An 18,304-nucleotide genomic window follows, 5' to 3' on the forward strand; every position below is an offset into this window, starting at 1 on the left:
GGCCGACGGGGCCGGTCGGAGGGGTCAGGCCGCGAGGGCCTTCTTGACCTGGATCAGGCTCGGGTTGGTCATCACGATCCGCTCGCCGCCGCCCTCCGGCTGCACCAGGACCGTCGGCACGGTCTGGTTGCCGTTGTTCACCGACTCGACGAAGGACGCCGACGACGGGTCCTCCTCGATGTTGATCTCCGTGTAGCCGATGCCTTCACGGTCCAGCTGGCTCTTGAGCCGGTTGCAGTAGCCGCACCAGGTCGTGCTGTACATCGTGACGCTGCCGGACATCGAGGGGGCTCCTTCGGGAAGAGGGCGTGCGGTCTCCGGGGAGAACGCCCGCCGCACAGTGGTCATTCCGGGTGCGCCCGGGGCGCGAGCCGGCTCGCACGCCGGGTCGCGCAGCGATCATCCTGCGATCTCACCGGCGCTGTGGACAACTCCGCCCGGGTTGTCGCACCGGGCTGAGAGAATGGAACGCATGCAGGAAGACCTTCTGAGCGGCAGCCCGTTCGACTTCGCCGGCGCCGGGCCCGCCACCGGCCCCGATGCCGTCCTCGCCGGGCTCGACCCCGAGCAGCGGGCCGTCGCCACCGCCCTGCACGGGCCGGTCTGCGTCCTCGCCGGCGCCGGGACGGGAAAGACGCGTGCCATCACCCACCGGATCGCCTACGGCGTGCGCAGCGGTGTCTACCAGCCCGCCCAGGTCCTCGCCGTCACCTTCACCGCCCGGGCCGCCGGCGAGATGCGCGGCCGGCTGCGCCAGCTCGGCGCCGAGGGCGTCCAGGCCCGCACCTTCCACGCCGCCGCGCTGCGCCAGCTCCAGTACTTCTGGCCGCGCGCCGTCGGCGGGCCGGTGCCCCAGCTGCTGGAGCGCAAGGTCCAGCTGGTCGCCGAGTCGGCCGGCCGCTGCGGCCTGCGCGTGCAGCGCACCGAGCTGCGCGACCTCACCGCCGAGATCGAGTGGGCCAAGGTCACCCAGATCGGGCCCGACGACTACCCCGCCGCCGTCCAGAAGTCCGGCCGCGAGGCCCCCCGCGACCCGGCCGAGACCGCCCAGGTCTACCGGGTCTACGAGGAGGCCAAGAGCCGCCGCGGCGTCATCGACTTCGAGGACGTCCTGCTGCTGACCGCCGCCATCCTGGAGGACCGGCCGGACATCGCCGACCAGGTCCGCTCCCAGTACCGGCACTTCACCGTCGACGAGTACCAGGACGTCTCCCCGCTCCAGCAGCGCCTGCTCGACCAGTGGACGGGCACCGCCGCCGGCAGCCTCTGCGTGGTCGGCGACGCCAGCCAGACCATCTACTCCTTCACCGGGGCCACCCCCGACTACCTGCTCAACTTCCGGACCCGCCACCCCGAGGCCACGGTCGTCAAGCTGGTCCGCGACTACCGCTCCACCCCGCAGGTCGTCCACCTCGCCAACGGGCTGCTCGCCCAGGCCCGCGGCGAGGCCGCCCGGCACCGCCTCGAACTGGTCTCCCAGCGCGAGGCCGGCCCCGAGCCCGTCTACACCGAGTACGAGGACGAGCCCACCGAGGCCGAGACCACCGCCCGGCGGATCCAGGAGCTGCTCGCCACCGGCGTCCGGGCCAGCGAGGTCGCCGTGCTGTTCCGTACCAACGGGCAGTCCGAGGTCTACGAGCAGGCGCTCGCCGACATCGGCGTCTCCTACCAGCTCAAGGGCGCCGAGCGGTTCTTCGAGCGGCCCGAGGTGCGGGACGCCGGCGTGCTGCTGCGCGGCGCCGCCCGGGCCGGCTCCGACCCGCTCACCGACGGCGCCCCCGGGCTGGCGGCCCAGGTCCGCGCGGTGCTCGCCACCCGCGGTTTCACCCCCGAGCCGCCGGCCGGCTCCGGCGCGGTGCGCGAGCGGTGGGAGTCGCTGGCCGCACTCGTCCGGCTCGCCGAGGAGTTCGAGCGGACCAGGACCGCCGCCGGGGAGGCCGCCGACCTCGCCGCGTACGTGGCCGAGCTGGACGCCCGTGCCGCCGCCCAGCACGCCCCCGCCGTCGAGGGCGTCACGCTGGCCTCGCTGCACGCCGCCAAGGGCCTGGAGTGGGACGCCGTCTTCCTGGTCGGCCTCACCGAGGGCACCATGCCGATCATCTACGCCAAGACCGACGAGCAGGTCGAGGAGGAGCGCCGGCTGCTGTACGTCGGCGTCACCCGGGCCCGCCGGCACCTCTCGCTCTCCTGGGCGCTCTCCCGCTCCCCGGGCGGCCGCGCCAGCCGCAAGCCGACCCGGTTCCTGGACGGCCTGCGGCCGGGCTCCGGCGCACCGGGCGCGCGCGCCGGGGGACGGGGCGGGCGCGGCGTCGTCGAGCCGGGCGAGCGCTCCGCCGGGCGCCGGGTCCGCGGGCCGGTCAAGTGCCGGGTCTGCGAGCGGGTGCTGACCGAGGCGGTCGAGCGCAAGCTGCGCCGCTGCGAGAGCTGCCCCTCCTCGATGGACGAGGCGCTGTACGAGCGGCTGCGCGACTGGCGGGCCGGGCAGGCGCGCAAGCAGGGCGCCCCGGCGTACGTCGTCTTCACCGACGCGACGCTGATGGCGATCGCCGAGGACGTCCCCGCCAACCGGCAGGAGCTGGCGGTCATCTCCGGGGTCGGTGCCATGAAGCTGGACAAGTACGGGGCCGCCGTGCTCTCGTTGTGTGCGGGGGAGGAGCCCGAGGAGGAGCCGGCCGACGTCGTCGACGACGGTCCGGACGAACCGGCCTGAGCCGGTCCGGGGCGGTGCAGACAGGCGCTCCGGGACGGTTCGGAACCCGCCGGGGAACTCATCGGGAAACTCGCCGGAAAAATAGTTTGCGCGCCGTACCAGGAGCGCAATAGCCTGCCGGAGCGGTCAAGGGGACGAGATCGCACAGGGTGACGCCTGTGCCGTATCCGCCTGCACCGGAAGGCTTGACCAGCATCACCAGCTTCACCAGCATCACCGAGACAGACATCCGAACAGTTCGGAGCCCGGGGAACCAGGCTCTGCGAGACGCCGAGAGGAGGCGAAGGCAGTGGGAACCATCATGATCACCAAAATGACTGGCCAGACCGCCGTCGTTGCCTCCCTGCGTGCCGCCCGTCTGCGGGCCCTCGCCGAGCTGGGCGGATCAGGTCTGGGTCTCGATGTCACCGGTGTCTCCACCCTCCCTGTTTCCCGCGGCTCCGTTGTCAGTGGTCTTGGACACACTGATCTGTGCAGCACGGGCCTCAGGGGCGGAATCGACGGCACCTCTGTCGAGACCGGTCTGTCCCGTGACTGGGCGTCCGTGAGCACGTCGCGCTCCCTGCGCAACGAGCGACCGACCCAGGCACCGAAGGCAGCCGTAGCCGAAGCCATGCATGGCGGCTATGCGCAGGTCATCGGTGCCGGAAACGCCCAGAAGCAGAACGAGCAGCAGATTAACCAGGCCATGGCCGTCTTTACCGACGAGGCCGAGGCCGTCCGGATGCGGGCCTTCCGCGGGCCTGAACCCTGGAGAGAACGAACCTGAGTCACCTCAGGTCGGCACCCTCCAGGGCCGCGGAACCCGTCACACCGGGATCCGCGGCCCTTCTGTTTTGTCCGGTACGCAAGACCGACCAGGCCCTCCGGGGCCTCCGGCCCAGCCCCACCAGTCAGCTGAGCCGGACCCACTGAATAGACGAGGAAGACGCCCACAGTGTCCACGGTCATCACGCCGCCCATCCCGTCCGTACCGAAGACAAGCCAGAACACCCAGGCCGACCAGGCCGACCCCCCGGAGGTTTCCCTGATGCAGCTCAACTCGATCGACCAGGCCGAGGCGCTCGGTGTCCCCATCCCGTGCCGCGCCTTCGACCCGGAGGTCTTCTTCGCGGAGACCCCCGCCGACGTCGAGTACGCGAAGTCCCTCTGCGGCACCTGCCCGGTCAAGGAGGCCTGTCTGGCCGGTGCCCTCGACCGGCGCGAGCCGTGGGGCGTCTGGGGCGGCGAGCTCTTCGTCCAGGGCGTCATCGTGGCCCGCAAGCGGCCCCGTGGCCGTCCGCGCAAGACCGAGGTCGCAGCGTGACCCGCGCCTTCGGCGCCGAGTCGGTCCGCCGGGGAGAGCAGCCCCCGCTGGACAGCGCACTGCGCCGCTCCGTCCGCAGCGCCGCCGCCAAGGCCGACGCAGCCCGCACCGTCCCCTTCCACACGTCGCACCACGAGCAGGACCACCACATGACCGCCGCCGCCATCGATCCGACCGTCCGCGCCGAGCAGACCACTGAACTTCAGATCCAGAACAGGACCCTCGAAATGCAACTTCTCCACGAATCCCTGGCCCGGGCGCATATGCAAGAGCGCCTCCAGGAGGCCGAGCACGAACAGCTCGTCTCCCGGGTCGTCCGGGCCCAGCGGCTCCGGCAGAAGGCCGAACGGGCCTCGCTGCGGGCCCGCAAGGCCCTCGCCGTCGCCCTGATGTAGGGCCGGCCCCCGTACCACCGCAGTACCCCCGTCGTGCCGCAGGCCGCCCCCCCGGACCGGGGAGCGGCCTGCGGCCGTGAGCGGGTGCGGTCAGCCCTTGCCGGTCGCCCCGCGCCCCTCGGCCGGTGCGGGCTGCTCGGCGAACTCGGGGAGCCAGCGCAGCATCTCCGCCCGGAACGGCGCGTTCGCACCGAGCTGGCAGAGCACCCCGATGGTGCTCAGGGTGACACGGTGGATCAGCAGGTACGCGGGCGGCAGGTTCAGCTGCTTGCCCAGGTTGTAGGCGGGCGAGCGCGGATCGGCGATCCGGGCCGCCTGGGCCCGCATCCAGGTCCGGGTGAAGTGGAAGGTGTCCACCTCGGCCGGTTCGATGATCGGCAGCAGGTAGTCCAGCACCGCGTCCGGGTCCAGCTCGATCGAGGGCTTGACGAAGCCCTCCTCGCGCAGCATCTCCAGCACGCCCGCCGCGTCACCGGCCAGTGCCATCCGCAGCGAGGCCCCGATCGGCGCGGGCAGCCCGCCCGGCAGCCGGTCGACGGTGCCGAAGTCCAGCACGCCGAGCCGCCAGCCCTCCACCGGCCCGTCGTCCTTCAGCAGCCGGAAGTTGCCCGGGTGCGGGTCGGCGTGCAGCAGACCGGTCCGCGACGGGCCGGCGAACAGGAACCGCGCCAGCAGGTGCCCGGCCCGGTCCCGCTCCTCCTGGGTGCCGCCCGTGATCACCTCGGCCAGCGGGGTGCCGGCCATCCACTCGGTGACCAGTACCTGGTCCGCCTGCGCGACCACGCCCGGCACCACGATGTCCGGATCGCCGTCGAACTCCTCGGCGTGCCGGCGCTGGGCCTGCGCCTCCAGCTCGTAGTCCAGCTCCTCGGCGACCCGCTCGCGCAGCTCGGTGATCAGCGGCTTGATGTCGAGACCGGGGATGAGCGGGCCCAGCAGCCAGGCCACCCGGCTCAGCTGGGAGAGGTCCGCCAGCAGGGCGTCGCCCGCACCCGGGTACTGGACCTTCACCGCGACCTCGCGGCCGTCGTGCCAGATCGCCCGGTGCACCTGGCCGATGGACGCGGCGGCGGCCGGCCGGTCGTCGAACTCCCGGAACAGCTCGCGCCAGTCCTTGCCCAGCCGCTCGGCGAGCGCCGTGTGCACCGAGGCGGCGGGCATCGGGGGAGCGGCGTCCTGCAGCTTGGTCAGGGCCGCCCGGTAGGGCCCGGCGACCTCCTCCGGGAGCGCGGCCTCGAAGACGGACAGCACCTGCCCGAACTTCATGGCGCCGCCCTTGAGCTCGCCCAGTACCTTGAACAGCTGGTCGGCGGTGGCCTGTTGGAGCTCGGCCGTGACCACCTCGGCCGACCGCCCGCCGATCCGCCTGCCGAGCCCGAGGGTGGCCCGGCCGGCGATCCCCAGCGGCAGGGCGGCGAGTCGTGCCGTGCGGGTCACTGCCTTGCGCGGAAGATCGCTCACCCGGGTCTCCAATTCACACGCCCCCCGGCACCCGCCGTCGGGGGCCGGTCGTCATGACGCCATTGTGCCCGCTCGACCCCCCGGGCCCGGCCGCATTTCCGGACCCTTCCGCGGCCGGTGGCGGCCCGGCCCCCCGCGAAGTGGGGCCGGGGCCCGCGGCCGGGTCGTTCCGGCCCGTCCGTCCGGTGCCGTCCGGTGCCCGTGGCCCCGTGGGTGCGGGCGTCGGGGCCCCGTCGTGTGACCCGGATCACCGGTCGGTGCCGACCTCCCCACCGCCGACCTCCCCACCGCTCACCGCGGCGGCGCCGGCTGCCACAGGCAGCCGCAGTCCGGGTGGCCCTTCAGCCGGAGCCGCCGGGCCATGCCGTCGGCGGCCGAGACCTCGCACCACCCGTCCACGCTGGGCGGTGGGATGCCGTCGAGGTGGAGCTGCACGTGGAGTGCGGCGAGGCCGGCCACCGCCGTCGCCAGGGCGGCGTCGCAGGCCGGGGTGCGGGCCCGGCCCGGGCCGTCGTCGGCCAGCTGGGCGAGCAGCCGCGGCCAGGCGGCGTCCTCGTCCTCCCGGGCGAGCACGAGGCAGTGGCCGCAGGCCGAGACGCCGGGCACCACCAGCGGTCCGACCACCCCGGTCTCCTCCACCACCCCGACGTACAGGTGGGGGATGCCGCCGCGGAGCAGCTGCCTGGCCGGGTGGCTGCCGCCGGCGAAGGCGCCGCTGCCGTCGCGGGGCGCCAGCACCACCAGGTCGGGCGGGCGCCGGTCGGCGGCGCGGCGGCCGGGCGGCACCGGGCGCCGCCCGCAGGCGCGGCCGACCGCCTCGCGGCCGGCGGTGGCCCGCAAGCGCCCGATGTCGGAGGGCGGCAGCCCGGCGGGGAGCAGTCCCCGGGGCCGACGCGGCCGTCGTCCACCACCGTGACGGTGCCGGCGCCGCCCGCGGCGAGCACGGCGGCGACCGCCGCGCCGACCCGGCCGGCGCCCCGGACCTCGACCCGCTGCCCGGCCCGGCGGGCGAGGACGGCGGGCCCGGTGCCGGGCCCGGAGTGGACCAGCGAGAGCGAGGCGGCGTCCGGGCCCAGCAGCTCGCGGTGCGGCTGCGGGTAGCGTGCCAGTGCGGCATCGGTGGCGTCCGCGTCGTCGAGCAGCCCGGTCCGTTCCAGCCGGTCGAGCAGTGCCTCGGCCGGCTCGCGGGCGAGGCCGATCCGCTCGCCGGCCGCCAGCAGTGCGGGCCGGTCGCGGGTGCCGTCGATCAGTCCGAGGAAGTCGCGGACGGGCCGGTCCACCTGTTCCAGCACGCCGGCGTAGCGCCGGACGGTGCCCAGCTGCAAGGTCTCGGAGTCCCGCCAGCTGCGGGAGAGAGCGGGCTTCAGCAGAAGACGCACGGGGGATCCCCTTCCGATCGTTTCCGGACGGCTGACGGCAGCATGCCCGATCGGTCCGACGGCGTGCGCCGCGTTGTCCACAGGCGCGGCCGCATGATCCGATGATCGGTTCGCATGCCCTGTGGATAACCGGCCGTCCGGCCCCGGGTCGGATTCCGGACACCTTCTGTCGGCCTTTCGTTCCCGATCACTCCACGAAAGATTTCGGCCACGGCAGCGGACTTCTGTCAGTGCTACCGGGTAACGTCGTGTGCCATGGCAGCCGAACGGGACTCCCATCCCCCGGCGTCGCGTCGGCGTGCCCGTGCAGCGTCAGGGTCGCAGGTGGCGGCGCCGAGTACGCGCGGGCGCCCGGATCAGCGGCCGACCTCCCCCGCAGCCCCGCAGCCCGCTCCGCACCCGGAGAGCCGTGCGGAGGGCCACGTCGAGAAACAGCACCTCGACCGCTCCCGGGTCGAAGTGCGCCGGAGCGCCCGCCGCAGTCGTACGGTTTCCGCGTACCGCGAGGGCGACCGCACCATCGTGCTGATCCCGGCCCGGATGTCGCTCGCCGAGGAGCAGCGCTGGGTCACCCAGATGCTGGAGAAGCTGGCCGCCCAGGAGAGCCGGCGGGTGCTGGGCGACGACGCCCTGGCCACCCGGGCCCGTGAGCTGTCGGCCGCCTACCTCGGTGGCCGGGCCCGGCCCGCCCAGGTCCGCTGGGTCACCAACCAGAACTCGCGCTGGGGCTCCTGCACCCCCAGCGAGCGGACGATCCGGCTCTCGCACCGGCTGCAGGGCATGCCGGAGTACGTCGTCGACTACGTGCTGCTGCACGAGCTGGCCCACCTGCTGGTGCCGGACCACGGCCCGTCGTTCTGGGCGCTGCTGGAGGCCTACCCGCGCACCGAGCGGGCCCGCGGCTACCTGGAGGGCGTGGTCTCGGCGGCCCGGCTGCCGCACATCCCCGGTGCCCGGAACGCGGGCGGCCCGGCGGAGCCCGAACCGGCCGGTTCCTGCGGCTGAGCGGCGACGCGGCGGGCCGGCCGGTCCTGGGCGCGCTCAACGCCGGGACCGCCGAGAACGCCGGGACCGCCGGAAAGGTCGAACACCGGGAACGTCGAAGGGGGCGCGGACCACGTCGTCCGCGCCCCCTCCTCATGCCTTCACCCCAACGCCGGTCTCAGGCGGTCAGCTTCCGGGCCCGCGCCACCAGGTCGCGGACCGAGTGGTCGGTCAGCTCCGGCAGGTGGTCGTAGTCGAACCAGCGCAGGTCCAGCGACTCCTCGCTGATCAGCGCCTGCGCGCCGGGCGGGGCCACCGCGACGTACTGGACGTCCAGATGGGTGTTCTCGGGCCGGTCCTTGCCGGTGCAGCGCACCTGGTGCCGGTCCAGCTTCGCGGGCACCGGCAGGCCGTCGACGGTCAGCAGGGCGAGGTCCGGGATGCCCGACTCCTCGGTGGCCTCGCGCAGCGCGGCGGCGGCCAGGCCGGCGTCGCCCGGCTCGCAGTGGCCGCCCATCTGCAGCCAGATCCCGACCTTGGGGTGCAGGGTGAGCAGCACCCGCCCGGCGGCCGGGTCGACGACCGCCGCACTGGCGGTGATGTGGGCGGGCAGGCAGGACCGGAACAGCCCCTCGGGCTGCCCGGCCAGGTGCTCCAGGTAGTCGCGGCGCAGTTGGTCCTGCTCCGGCTCGGCGGGCTGCCAGCCGCTCAGGGTGCGGACGGCGTCCGCGTGGAGGGCGGAGGAGCCCGTCCCGGTGAGCGTCATGCGCCGGCCCCGCCCTTGCCGTCCTCGCCGTTCCCGCCCTCGGTGTTCTGGTCGCCCTCGGCCGGCTTCTTGTCGAGGGTCGGCCGCGGGCCGGACTCCGGGGAGGCACCGCCCGCGGCGGCCTCGCCGAGCAGCTTGTCGATCGCGTCGAAGTCGAGGCCGCCCTCCAGGCCGCCCGCGGTGTCCCGGTGCACGAAGGCGTCCGGGTCGTCGAGGTCGGCGGCGGTGGGGAGCATGTCCGGGTGCTGCCAGAGGTCGTCGCGGCCCCCGACGCCGCGGGCGTCGGCGAGCAGGGCCCAGAGCCGGGCGGCGTCGCGCAGCCGGCGCGGGCGCAGCTCCAGCCCGACCAGGGTGGCGAAGGTCTGCTCGGCGGGCCCGCCGGCCGCGCGGCGGCGGCGGACGGTCTCGCGCAGCGCGCCGGCCTGCGGCAGGTGCGGCTCGGCGGCGGTGTGCACGACCGCGTCGACCCAGCCCTCCACCAGGGCGAGCGCCGTCTCCAGCCGCGCGAGGGCGGCCTTCTGCTCGGGGGTGTCCTCGGGCTGGAGCAGGCCGCCGGCCAGCGCCTCCTGGAGCGCCTCCGGGTTGGCCGGGTCGAGCTGGCCGACCAGCTCCTCCATCCGGGAGGTGTCGACCTTGATGCCGCGGGCGTAGGCCTCGACGGCGCCGAACAGGTGGGCGCGCAGCCACGGCACGTGGGCGAAGAGCCGCTGGTGGGCGGCCTCGCGCAGGGCGAGGTAGAGCCGGACCTCCTCGGCGGGCACGTTCAGGCCCTCGCCGAACTCGGCGATGTTCTGCGGCAGCAGGGCGGCCTTGCCGGCCGGGGCGAGCGGCAGGCCGACGTCGGTGGAGCCGACCACCTCGGCGGCGAGCGCGCCGAGCGCCTGGCCGATCTGGGTGCCGAACATGGCGCCGCCCATCGAGCGCATCACGCCCATCAGCGGGCCGGCCATGGCCTGCATCTCCTCGGGCAGGACGCCGCCCATGGCGTTGCCGACCCGCTCGGCGACCGGGTCCACCAGGTCCTTCCAGACCGGGAGGGTGGCCTCGATCCACTCGGCCCGGCTCCAGGCGACGGCGGTGCCGGCGCCGGAGGGGAACTCGGTGGCGCCGTCCAGCCACAGGTCGGCCAGCCGGACGGACTCGGCGACGGCCGAGCGCTCGGTGGCGCTGACCGAGCGGTCCTTGGACCTGCCCTCGACGGGCTCGGCGACGACGGTCTGGCGGGCGATGTCCTTGGCGAGGTCCCAGTTCACCGGGCCGCCCTCGAAGGAGAGCATCTGCCCGATCTGCTGGAAGGCGGCGCCGAGGTCGTTGGGGTTGAGGCCGCCGAACATCGCGGCGAAGGGGTTGTCGGCCCCGCCGGGAGCGCCCGGGGTGCCGGGCGTACCGGGGCCGCCGGGCATTCCCATGCCGAACAGCGCGCCGAGCGGGTTGCTGCCGAAGCCGAAGGGCTGGGGGCCGCCCGGCTCCTTCTTCTGCTCGTCGCCGGGCTTGCCCTTGGCGTCCTCGGGCTTGGCCTTGCCGTCCTCGGGCTCCTCTGGCGGAACGCCGAATCCGAAGGGAAGGTCGCTCACGGGGTCCTCGATCCGGTCGGCCGTCATGCGGGGTGGTGGCGGAAAAGTCTGCACGCCCGGGGCGGTCGGCGGAGTGGGGGACTCGCGGCCGGTGGGCGGCTCCCGCACGGCTGGCCCGCGCCGGGTGCACCGCCGGGCCTCCGCCTCGGGCAGGATGGACGTACGTGACACACGTACGTACGCACATAAGCTAACCGTGGAGGATGGTCGGTGAGTTCCCCGCCTTCGGACGTTCGCTCTGGGCTGACCGGAGACGAGGACGCCCCGGACATCACGGCGTCGCCGCCTCCAGCCTACGGCGGCAGGCCGCTGACCGTGGCCGTGACGGGCGCCGCCGGCGTCCTGGGTGAGCGGGTCGCGGCCCGCCTGGTGGCCTCGCCGGGGGTGAAGAAAGTCCTCGCCGTGGACGACCGCCGCGGCGAAGTGCCGGGCGTGCAGTGGCGCGTGCTGGACGTCCGGGACCCTGCCGTGGCCGAGCGGCTGGCCGGGGTGGACGTGGTCGTCCACCTGGCGATGGACCTCGGCATGGAGTCCGACCCGCGCGCCCGCAGCGCCTACAACGTGCGCGGCGCGCAGACGGTGCTGACCGCCGCCGCCGCGGCCGGGGTGAACCGGGTGGTGCTCTGCACCTCGGCGATGGTCTACGGCGCGCTGGCCGACAACGAGGTGCCGCTGGCCGAGGACTCGGAGCTGCGGGCCACCGAGGAGGCCTCGCTGGTCGGGGACCTGCTGGAGATCGAGCGCCTGGCCCGGCGGGCCCCGCGCGCCCACCCGGGCCTCCAGGTGACGGTGCTGCGTCCGGCCGTGGTGGTCGGGCCGGGCATCGACACCGTGCTGACCCGGCACTTCGAGGCGCCCCGGCTGCTGGTGGTGGCCGGCTCGCGGCCCTGCTGGCAGTTCTGCCACGTCGACGACCTGGCGGCGGCGCTGGAGTACGCGGCACTGGGCCTGGTCGAGGGCGAGGTGACGGTCGGCTGCGACGGCTGGCTGGAGCAGGAGGACGTGGAGCGGCTGTCGGGGATCCGGCGCATGGAGCTGCCGGCCTCGCTGGCGCTCGGCACCGCTGCCCGGCTGCACCGGCTCGGCCTGACCCCGGCCCCGGCCGGCGACCTTGCGTACACCATGTACCCGTGGGTGGTCTCCGGCAGCCGGCTGCACGAGGCGGGATGGCGGCCCGCCCACACCAATGAGCAGGTGCTGGCGGAGCTGCTGGCGCAGGTCTCGGGCAAGCACGCGGTGGCCGGCCGGCGGCTGGGCGGCAAGGAGGCCGCCACCAGCCTGGGCGCGGCCGGTGCGACGGTGGCACTGGTCGGTACGGCGGCGCTGGTCCGGCGGGCGCGCAAGCGGCGCCGCTTCTGACGGGCCCCGGGCGGGGCGGGCGGGCCGGGGGTTCCCGGGTACGGGCACCGGCCTGCCGGCCCGGCGGCCTTCCCGGGCCCTGCCGTCCCGTCCCGTCCGCCCCGCCCTGCCCGCTCCCTCAGGGGCCCGGTTTCTCACGATGCGAAATTTCACAATCGTGATACGGAAGCCACTTGCCCGCCCCCGGCCGGGATGAGGAATCATGGGGTCATGTCCGAGAACCACGACCCCATCCGCCTGCTCGCCGTCCGCGACACCCCGCTCTCGCTCGACGAGGTGTACGAGGCGGTCGGCGACGACGCGGCCGGCGGTACGACCGTCTTCGTCGGGACGGTCCGTGACCACGACGGCGGCAAGTCGGTGGCAGCACTGGAGTACAGCTGCCACCCCTCCGCGGAGCAGGAGATGCGCCGGATCGCCGAGAAGATCGTCGCGGACTTCCCGGTCCGGGCACTCGCGGCGGTCCACCGGATCGGCCGGCTGGAGATCACCGACAAGGCCGTGATCGTCGCCGTCTCCTGTGCCCACCGCGGTGAGGCCTTCGCCGCAGCCCGCCGGCTGATCGACGATCTCAAGCACGAGGTGCCGATCTGGAAGCACCAGGTCTTCACCGACGGCGAGGAGGAGTGGGTCGGCGCCGGAAGCTGCTGACCCGCCCCCGTCAGCCCCCAGGCAGGCCCCGGTCGGCCCGCCGGCAGCCCCGTGGCGGGGCCCGGTGCCCCGCGGGGACCGGACCGGCGTGCAGGCGCGCCGTGCCCTCACTCGAACGGGTGTGGGCCGCTGCGCCGAATACTCCTTGGCAGTGAGCCGATCGGCCGTCCCGTAACCCGGACGGCGCCACCCACGTTGTCCGCCGGGGTGGTTAATCTGCTCATAGACACGACGAGCTGGGAGTACGGACATGGCTGCGCTCGCCTGGTTGATCATTCCGGTTGTCGCCGCTCTGCTCGCCGCCGTGTGGGCGGGCTGGGCCCAACGGGCACCGAGAGCCACGGGGGACCCCGCCTCACTCGCCGAGCACCGGCGCTTCATGGCGGCGATGGAACGCACCACCACGGGCTCCGGTCCGGGCGAAGGCCCCGGCCGGTAGCCCGGCGGGCGCGTCGTCGGCCGCGTCCCGTACTGTCGAGGCATGCCACGCCGCTCTGCGACGATGCTCGCCGCCACCCTGCTGCTCATAGCGCTGCTCTGCGCCTCGGTGTTGATGAAGGTGCCGTACACCGAGATGAGCCCGGGGCCGACGTACAACACGCTCGGCGTGCAGGACAAGACCGGCACGCCGGTGATCACCGTCACCGGCCACGAGTCGTACCCGGTCAGCGGCCACCTCAACATGACGACCGTCCAGGTCACCGGGGCCCGTTACGAGCCCAGCCTGGTGAACGCGGTGGTCGGCTGGCTCCGGGACGACGTCCTGGTGGTGCCGCACGACAACGTGTACCCGCAGGGGCAGAGCGACGCGGACGCCAAGAAGCAGAACGCGGAGGAGTTCGCGCTCTCCGAGGACCACGCGCGGACGGCGGCGCTCACCCAGCTCGGCATCCCGATCGGCAGTGAGCTGATCGTCCAGTCGGTCACCGCCGGCGCCCCGGCGGAGGGCCGGCTGCACGCGGGCGACCGGATCGTCGCGGTCGACGGCACGCCGGTCACCGACGCGGAGGGCGTGGCCAAGGCCGTCACCAAGCACCAGCCCGGAGAGTCGGCGGTCTTCACCGTGGTGCCGATGGCCAAGGACGCGGGCAAGGCCGATCCGGCGGCGGCCCGGACGGACATCACCGTGCCGACCGTGAAGTCCCCGGACACCGGCGCCGCGATGGTCGGCATCCGGCCCGGGGTGCGGCACACCTATCCGTTCCAGATCGACATCGGCCTGCAGGACGTCGGCGGGCCGAGCGCCGGGCTGATGTTCTCGCTCGGCATCATCGACAAGCTGACGCCCGAGGACCTCACCGGCGGCCGGTTCGTCGCGGGCACCGGCACCATCGACGACGCCGGCAAGGTCGGTCCGATCGGCGGGATATCGATGAAGCTCATCGCCGCCCGGGACGCCGGCGCCCAGTACTTCTTCACCCCGGCCGCCAACTGCGCCGAGGCGGGCAAGAACACGCCGTCCGGTCTGACCCTGGTCAAGGCCGAGACGCTGGACGGTGCGCTGAAGTCGCTGGAGCAGATCCGCTCCGGGCAGACCTCCGCGCTGCCGTCCTGCGCCGCCTAGAGCGGGAGCCGGGCCGGGATCCGGTAGCCGGGCCGGGGCACCCGCCGGGCGACCGGGCGGGTCACCCCGGGCGGGTCACCGGCGGGAGCGGCCTCAGGAGTCAGGAGAAGGTCGCCAGCAGTGCTTCGGTCAGGCCCGGGACGAGGTCGGGGCCGGTCAGCACCTCGCGCGCGACGTCCTTGGAGCGCAGCCGCAGCGCGATCTCCTTCTTGCCGCCCCGCAGCACGGCCGCGGTGATCCGGACCTCCTCGCGCTTGGGGTGGTTGGCCACCCAGTCGGCGAGCTGGGCGTCGGAGGCGTTGCGCGGGCGGGACTGCTCGGCGCCGGGCGGCAGCATCAGCCGCTCGACCACCAGGGCGCAGCCGGCCACCGAGTCGGGCCAGGCGATGGTGCCGAGGAACTTGTCCAGCTCCATGCCGGCCGGCAGTTCGTCCTGCTCGATCGGGGTGAGGCCGGGCTCCTCGCTGTCGCCGAGGCCGAGCTGCTCGGCGATGCGGGGGTCGGCCTTGCGCAGCGCGCGGCTGTCGACGAGGGCGAACAGCCGGGCCGGGAGGTCCCAGCCGAGGGTGGCGGCGTACTCGTCGATCTCCAGCGCGGCCCGGGTCAGCGGGGTCGCGGCCGGGAGCTTGGAGACGTCGTCGGGGGAATTGGAGGCATCGGACATGTCCCAATCCTCACACGACGGGTGCCCCGCAGGGTGCCACCGGCGGGGCCGGGGCCGGCGGGTGCGGCCGGGGAACCTTGTCGTAACCGTCTGCTAACGGTGGGAACTCGGCTAAAGCCTGGTTAAGTTGCACTGACGACGACCCCATCCAGACGACACAGCTGAGGTGCCACCGTGGTATTCCAGATGCCGGAACGCTCAGGGCCGGGATTCCGGCGCAGGGTAGGCCCGCCCTCGCGGCGGGCGCGGGTGCTCCTGCTGACCCTGGGCGTGCTCGCGGTGCTCTTCCTGCTGTTCGTCATGTTCGCCGGGTTCTGGACGGACTGGCTCTGGTTCAAGTCGGTCGGCTACTCCTCGGTGTTCACCACCCAGTTGTGGACGAAGATCGGCCTGTTCGCCGTCCTCGGGCTGCTGATGGCGGTGGTCGTCGGCTTCAACGTCTGGCTGGCGCACCGGCTCCGGCCGCCGTTGTCGGCGATGTCGGTGGAGCAGCAGAGCCTCGACCGCTACCGGGCCGGGCTGGCACCGTTCAAGCGCTGGGCGCTGATCGGGATCTCGCTGGTGATCGGCCTGGTGGCCGGCGCCGCGGCGTCCGGCCAGTGGCGGACGTGGCTGCTCTGGACCAACGGGACCTCCTTCGGCGTGAAGGACGCGCAGTTCGGCATGGACGTCTCGTTCTACGCCTTCGAGCTGCCGTTCTACGAGTTCCTGCTCGGCTTCGCGTTCAGCGCGGTGATCGTCTCGCTGCTCACCTCGGTGCTGGTGCACTACCTGTACGGCGGCCTGCGGCTGCAGGGCCCGGGCCGCCGGGCGAGCGCCGGCGCGCAGGGCCACCTGGCCGTGCTGCTGGGCGTGTTCGTGCTGCTGAAGGCGGTCGCCTACTGGCTGGACCGGTACGCGCTGGCCGTGAAGACCGGCTCCTACAAGACGGTGGGCGGCTGGACCGGGCTGCGCTACGTGGACGCCAACGCGTTCCTGCCGGCCAAGACGATCCTGTTCTTCGTCGCGATCATCTGCGCGGTGCTGTTCTTCCTGACCCCGATCCGCCGCACTTGGGCCCCGGCCCTGATCGGCCTCGGGCTGATGGTGCTCTCGGCGGTGCTGATCGGCGGGGTGTACCCGGCGATCGTGCAGCAGTTCCAGGTCAAGCCGAACGAGCAGGCCAAGGAGACGCCGTACATCCAGAAGAACATCGACGCGACGCGGCAGGCGTACGGGATCGCGGACAGCCAGACCACCCAGTACACCCCGCAGGGGTCGACCACGGCGGATGCGATCAAGCCGGACGCGCAGACCATCGCGGACATCCGGCTGCTGGACCCGAACGTGGTCTCGCCGACCTTCCAGTCGATCGAGCAGCAGCGCTCCTACTACGCCTTCCCGTCCACGCTGGACGTGGACCGCTACGGCAAGGGCGAGACCGCCCAGGACACCGTGATCGGCCTGCGTGAGCTGGACCTCAACGGCGTGCAGCGGAACTGGATCAACGACCACTTCAAGTACACCCACGGCTACGGCGCCGTGGTGGCCAAGGGCAACCAGGTCAACGACAAGGGCCAGCCGGTCTTCACCGAGTCCGGCCTGCCCGCCAACGGTTCGCTGGGCGACTACCAGCAGCGGATCTACTACGGCGAGAAGACCGGGACGTACTCGATCGTCGGCGGCGCCAACCAGGAGATCGACTACACCACCGACTCCGGTGAGAACAAGCAGTACCAGTACACCGGGGGCAGCGGCGTCTCGCTGGACAACCCGATCACCCGGGCCGCGTACGCGGTGAAGTTCGCCGAGCCGCAGATCCTGTACGCGGGAGCGATCACCGACGGCGCCAAGGTCATCTACGACCGGACGCCCAAGGAGCGGGTGGAGAAGGTCGCGCCCTGGCTGTCGATCGACGCCGACCCGTACCCGGTCGTGGAGAACAACCGCGTGGTCTGGGTGCTGGACGGCTACACCACCTCCGACGGCTACCCCTTCTCGTCCAAGACGACGCTGGGCAGCGCCACCAAGGACTCGCTGACCAACCAGCGCGGCGAGCTGCTGACCGTCGCCAACCAGGTCAACTACATCCGGAACTCGGTCAAGGCCACCGTGGACGCGTACACCGGCGAGGTGACGCTGTACCAGTGGGACGAGAACGACCCGGTGCTGAAGACCTGGATGAAGGCGTTCCCCGACACGGTGAAGCCCAAGGCCGACATCCCGTCGACGCTGCTGTCGCACCTGCGGTACCCGCAGGACATGTTCAAGGTGCAGCGCGACCTGCTCGGCCAGTACCACGTGACGGACGCCAACTCGTTCTTCAACGGCAGCGACGTCTGGCAGATCCCGGTCGACCCGACCAGCGACACCAAGCAGTTCCAGCCGCCGTACTACCTGACGGTGCGGATGCCGGACCCGGCGGTCACCTCGGCGAGCTTCTCGCTGACCACCACCTTCGTGCCGAAGGACCGGGACAACCTGGCGGCGTTCATGGCGGTCAGCGCGGACCCGGGCCCGGACTACGGGAAGATCCGGATCCTGAAGGTGCCCGCGGACTCCAAGACGCTCGGCCCCAACCTGGTGCAGTCGCAGTTCAACTCGCGCCAGGAAGTGGCCCAGCAGATCACCCTGTTGAAGAGCGGCGGTGACTCGGAGCTGGAGTACGGGAACCTGCTGACCCTGCCGGTCGGCGGCGGCCTGCTCAACGTCGAGCCGGTGTACGTGCGCGGACGCGGCGCCAAGTACCCCACGCTCCAGAAGGTGCTCGCGGTCTACGGCAACGACAACGTGGCCTTCGAGAACACCCTGGAGGAGGCGCTGAAGAAGGTCTTCGCGGGAGCCGCCCCGGCCACCACGCCGACGGCGCCGACCACTCCCGGCACGGGGACGCCGGCCACACCGGCGCCGGGGACGCCCACCTCGCCGGCCACGCCGGGGACGGGGACGCCGACCCCGCCGGCCACGCCGGCGCCGGGCGGGACGATCTCGCCCGAGCTGCAGAAGGCGCTGTCCGACGCGGAGAAGGCGTACAAGGCGCTCGGCGACGCGCTGAAGGCGGCGGAGGCGGCGCGGGGCGGCAGCCCCACGGCGCCCTCCACGGCGGCCCCGACCGCGGGCGCCACCCCGGGCGGGGCGGCGAGCCCGAGCCCGTGAGCCCGGTGGGGCCGGCCGGGCTCGACGGCCGGCCGGCCCCGCTGAGCAGGGAAAGCTGATTTCTGTTCCGCTCCGCACCCGTGCTACTGTTCAGTTACCGACGCGGGGTGGAGCAGCTCGGTAGCTCGCTGGGCTCATAACCCAGAGGTCGCAGGTTCAAATCCTGTCCCCGCTACTCAGTAGCAGGCAGAGGCCCGGAGGATCATCCTCCGGGCCTCTGGCGTTTCCCGGGCCTGTGGGTGCCCTCCGGTACTATCGACCGTCGCCGAGGACGCCGGCGGCGGGGTTTGCAGGGCCCGAGTGTCGGGAAATCGACAAAGCGTCGAAGCAATTTCGTCGGCTTCGGGTCCGCCGCG

General features: G+C 73.1%; 16 protein-coding genes and 1 tRNA gene. 11 read left to right on the forward strand and 6 right to left on the reverse strand.

Translation table 11 applies throughout. The features are described 5' to 3' along the window. Positions 1-24 precede the first annotated feature (24 nt). Positions 25-282, reverse strand: coding sequence for a mycoredoxin (locus OH807_RS25450; protein ID WP_406202884.1), 258 nt, complete (start codon positions 280-282; stop codon positions 25-27). A gap of 181 nt (positions 283-463) precedes the next feature. Here OH807_RS25450 and OH807_RS25455 point away from each other — a divergent pair, with 181 nt between their 5' ends. The 4 genes from OH807_RS25455 to OH807_RS25470 all read left to right on the forward strand — a co-directional run bounded on the left by OH807_RS25455 (position 464) and on the right by OH807_RS25470 (position 4,411). Then, positions 464-2,710, forward strand: coding sequence for an ATP-dependent DNA helicase UvrD2 (locus OH807_RS25455; RefSeq protein ID WP_406202886.1), 2,247 nt, complete (start codon positions 464-466; stop codon positions 2,708-2,710). A gap of 289 nt (positions 2,711-2,999) precedes the next feature. Next, positions 3,000-3,479 (forward strand): hypothetical protein, encoded by a 480-nt coding sequence (locus tag OH807_RS25460; protein WP_406202888.1) that lies wholly within the window; start codon positions 3,000-3,002, stop codon positions 3,477-3,479. 168 nt (positions 3,480-3,647) lie between these two features. After that, positions 3,648-4,016, forward strand: a complete 369-nt coding sequence (locus tag OH807_RS25465; RefSeq protein ID WP_406202890.1) for a WhiB family transcriptional regulator — start codon at positions 3,648-3,650, stop codon at positions 4,014-4,016. Continuing rightward, positions 4,013-4,411: a hypothetical protein gene (locus OH807_RS25470; protein WP_406202892.1), complete on the forward strand. Its 399-nt coding sequence runs from the start codon at positions 4,013-4,015 to the stop codon at positions 4,409-4,411. The genes OH807_RS25465 and OH807_RS25470 overlap by 4 nt, the downstream gene beginning before the upstream one ends. 90 nt (positions 4,412-4,501) lie before the next feature. Here OH807_RS25470 and OH807_RS25475 read toward each other — a convergent pair whose 3' ends face one another. Further along, the gene (locus OH807_RS25475) at positions 4,502-5,872 is read right to left on the reverse strand and encodes an ABC1 kinase family protein (protein WP_406202893.1); all 1,371 of its coding nucleotides are present in this window, start codon (positions 5,870-5,872) and stop codon (positions 4,502-4,504) included. 291 nt (positions 5,873-6,163) lie between these two features. Continuing rightward, the gene (locus OH807_RS25480) at positions 6,164-6,712 is read right to left on the reverse strand and encodes a hypothetical protein (RefSeq protein WP_406202895.1); all 549 of its coding nucleotides are present in this window, start codon (positions 6,710-6,712) and stop codon (positions 6,164-6,166) included. Positions 6,713-6,912: 200 nt separating this feature from the next. On the opposite strand from OH807_RS25480, the gene OH807_RS25485 reads away from it, so the two are divergent. Both OH807_RS25485 and OH807_RS25490 read left to right on the forward strand, forming a co-directional pair. Further along, on the forward strand, positions 6,913-7,356 hold the full coding sequence (locus OH807_RS25485) for a hypothetical protein (RefSeq protein ID WP_406202897.1): 444 nt from the start codon (positions 6,913-6,915) through the stop codon (positions 7,354-7,356). A gap of 354 nt (positions 7,357-7,710) precedes the next feature. Further along, complete coding sequence (locus tag OH807_RS25490) at positions 7,711-8,256, forward strand: M48 family metallopeptidase (protein ID WP_406211167.1); 546 nt, start codon at positions 7,711-7,713, stop codon at positions 8,254-8,256. A 157-nt stretch (positions 8,257-8,413) separates the two neighbouring features. Here the strand turns inward: OH807_RS25490 and OH807_RS25495 are convergent, their stop codons facing one another. Continuing rightward, positions 8,414-9,001: an NUDIX domain-containing protein gene (locus tag OH807_RS25495; protein ID WP_406202899.1), complete on the reverse strand. Its 588-nt coding sequence runs from the start codon at positions 8,999-9,001 to the stop codon at positions 8,414-8,416. Continuing rightward, positions 8,998-10,575, reverse strand: a complete 1,578-nt coding sequence (locus OH807_RS25500; protein WP_406202901.1) for a zinc-dependent metalloprotease — start codon at positions 10,573-10,575, stop codon at positions 8,998-9,000. Before OH807_RS25500 ends, OH807_RS25495 begins: the two co-directional genes overlap by 4 nt. Before the next feature lie 210 nt (positions 10,576-10,785). Between OH807_RS25500 and OH807_RS25505 the strand changes: the two genes are divergently transcribed. From OH807_RS25505 to OH807_RS25515, 3 genes are all read left to right on the forward strand, one after another. Next, complete coding sequence (locus tag OH807_RS25505) at positions 10,786-11,934, forward strand: NAD-dependent epimerase/dehydratase family protein (protein ID WP_406202903.1); 1,149 nt, start codon at positions 10,786-10,788, stop codon at positions 11,932-11,934. A 210-nt stretch (positions 11,935-12,144) separates the two neighbouring features. Then, positions 12,145-12,585 carry a molybdenum cofactor biosynthesis protein MoaE gene (locus OH807_RS25510; RefSeq protein WP_406202905.1) on the forward strand — a complete coding sequence of 147 codons (441 nt, stop codon included), beginning with the start codon at positions 12,145-12,147 and terminating at the stop codon, positions 12,583-12,585. A gap of 481 nt (positions 12,586-13,066) precedes the next feature. Further along, positions 13,067-14,149 (forward strand): PDZ domain-containing protein, encoded by a 1,083-nt coding sequence (locus tag OH807_RS25515; RefSeq protein WP_406202907.1) that lies wholly within the window; start codon positions 13,067-13,069, stop codon positions 14,147-14,149. Positions 14,150-14,249: 100 nt separating this feature from the next. On the opposite strand, the gene OH807_RS25520 is transcribed toward OH807_RS25515, so the two are convergent. Beyond that, positions 14,250-14,813, reverse strand: coding sequence for a PPA1309 family protein (locus tag OH807_RS25520; protein ID WP_406202909.1), 564 nt, complete (start codon positions 14,811-14,813; stop codon positions 14,250-14,252). 186 nt (positions 14,814-14,999) lie between these two features. Here OH807_RS25520 and OH807_RS25525 point away from each other — a divergent pair, with 186 nt between their 5' ends. Next, positions 15,000-17,948: a UPF0182 family protein gene (locus tag OH807_RS25525; protein ID WP_406202911.1), complete on the forward strand. Its 2,949-nt coding sequence runs from the start codon at positions 15,000-15,002 to the stop codon at positions 17,946-17,948. A gap of 101 nt (positions 17,949-18,049) precedes the next feature. After that, positions 18,050-18,123 (forward strand) — tRNA-Met (locus OH807_RS25530). Positions 18,124-18,304: the final 181 nt, after the last annotated feature.

This window comes from Kitasatospora sp. NBC_01560 (assembly GCF_045208415.1).
Lineage (GTDB): Bacteria > Actinomycetota > Actinomycetes > Streptomycetales > Streptomycetaceae > Kitasatospora.

Coding starts and splice junctions, on each gene's coding strand:
- OH807_RS25450 (WP_406202884.1), bottom strand. CDS start 282: ATGTCCGGCAGCGTCACGATGTACAGCACGACCTGGTGCGGCTACTGC.
- OH807_RS25455 (WP_406202886.1), top strand. CDS start 464: ATGGAACGCATGCAGGAAGACCTTCTGAGCGGCAGCCCGTTCGACTTC.
- OH807_RS25495 (WP_406202899.1), bottom strand. CDS start 9,001: ATGACGCTCACCGGGACGGGCTCCTCCGCCCTCCACGCGGACGCCGTC.
- OH807_RS25510 (WP_406202905.1), top strand. CDS start 12,145: ATGTCCGAGAACCACGACCCCATCCGCCTGCTCGCCGTCCGCGACACC.
- OH807_RS25515 (WP_406202907.1), top strand. CDS start 13,067: ATGCCACGCCGCTCTGCGACGATGCTCGCCGCCACCCTGCTGCTCATA.
- OH807_RS25520 (WP_406202909.1), bottom strand. CDS start 14,813: ATGTCCGATGCCTCCAATTCCCCCGACGACGTCTCCAAGCTCCCGGCC.
- OH807_RS25525 (WP_406202911.1), top strand. CDS start 15,000: ATGCCGGAACGCTCAGGGCCGGGATTCCGGCGCAGGGTAGGCCCGCCC.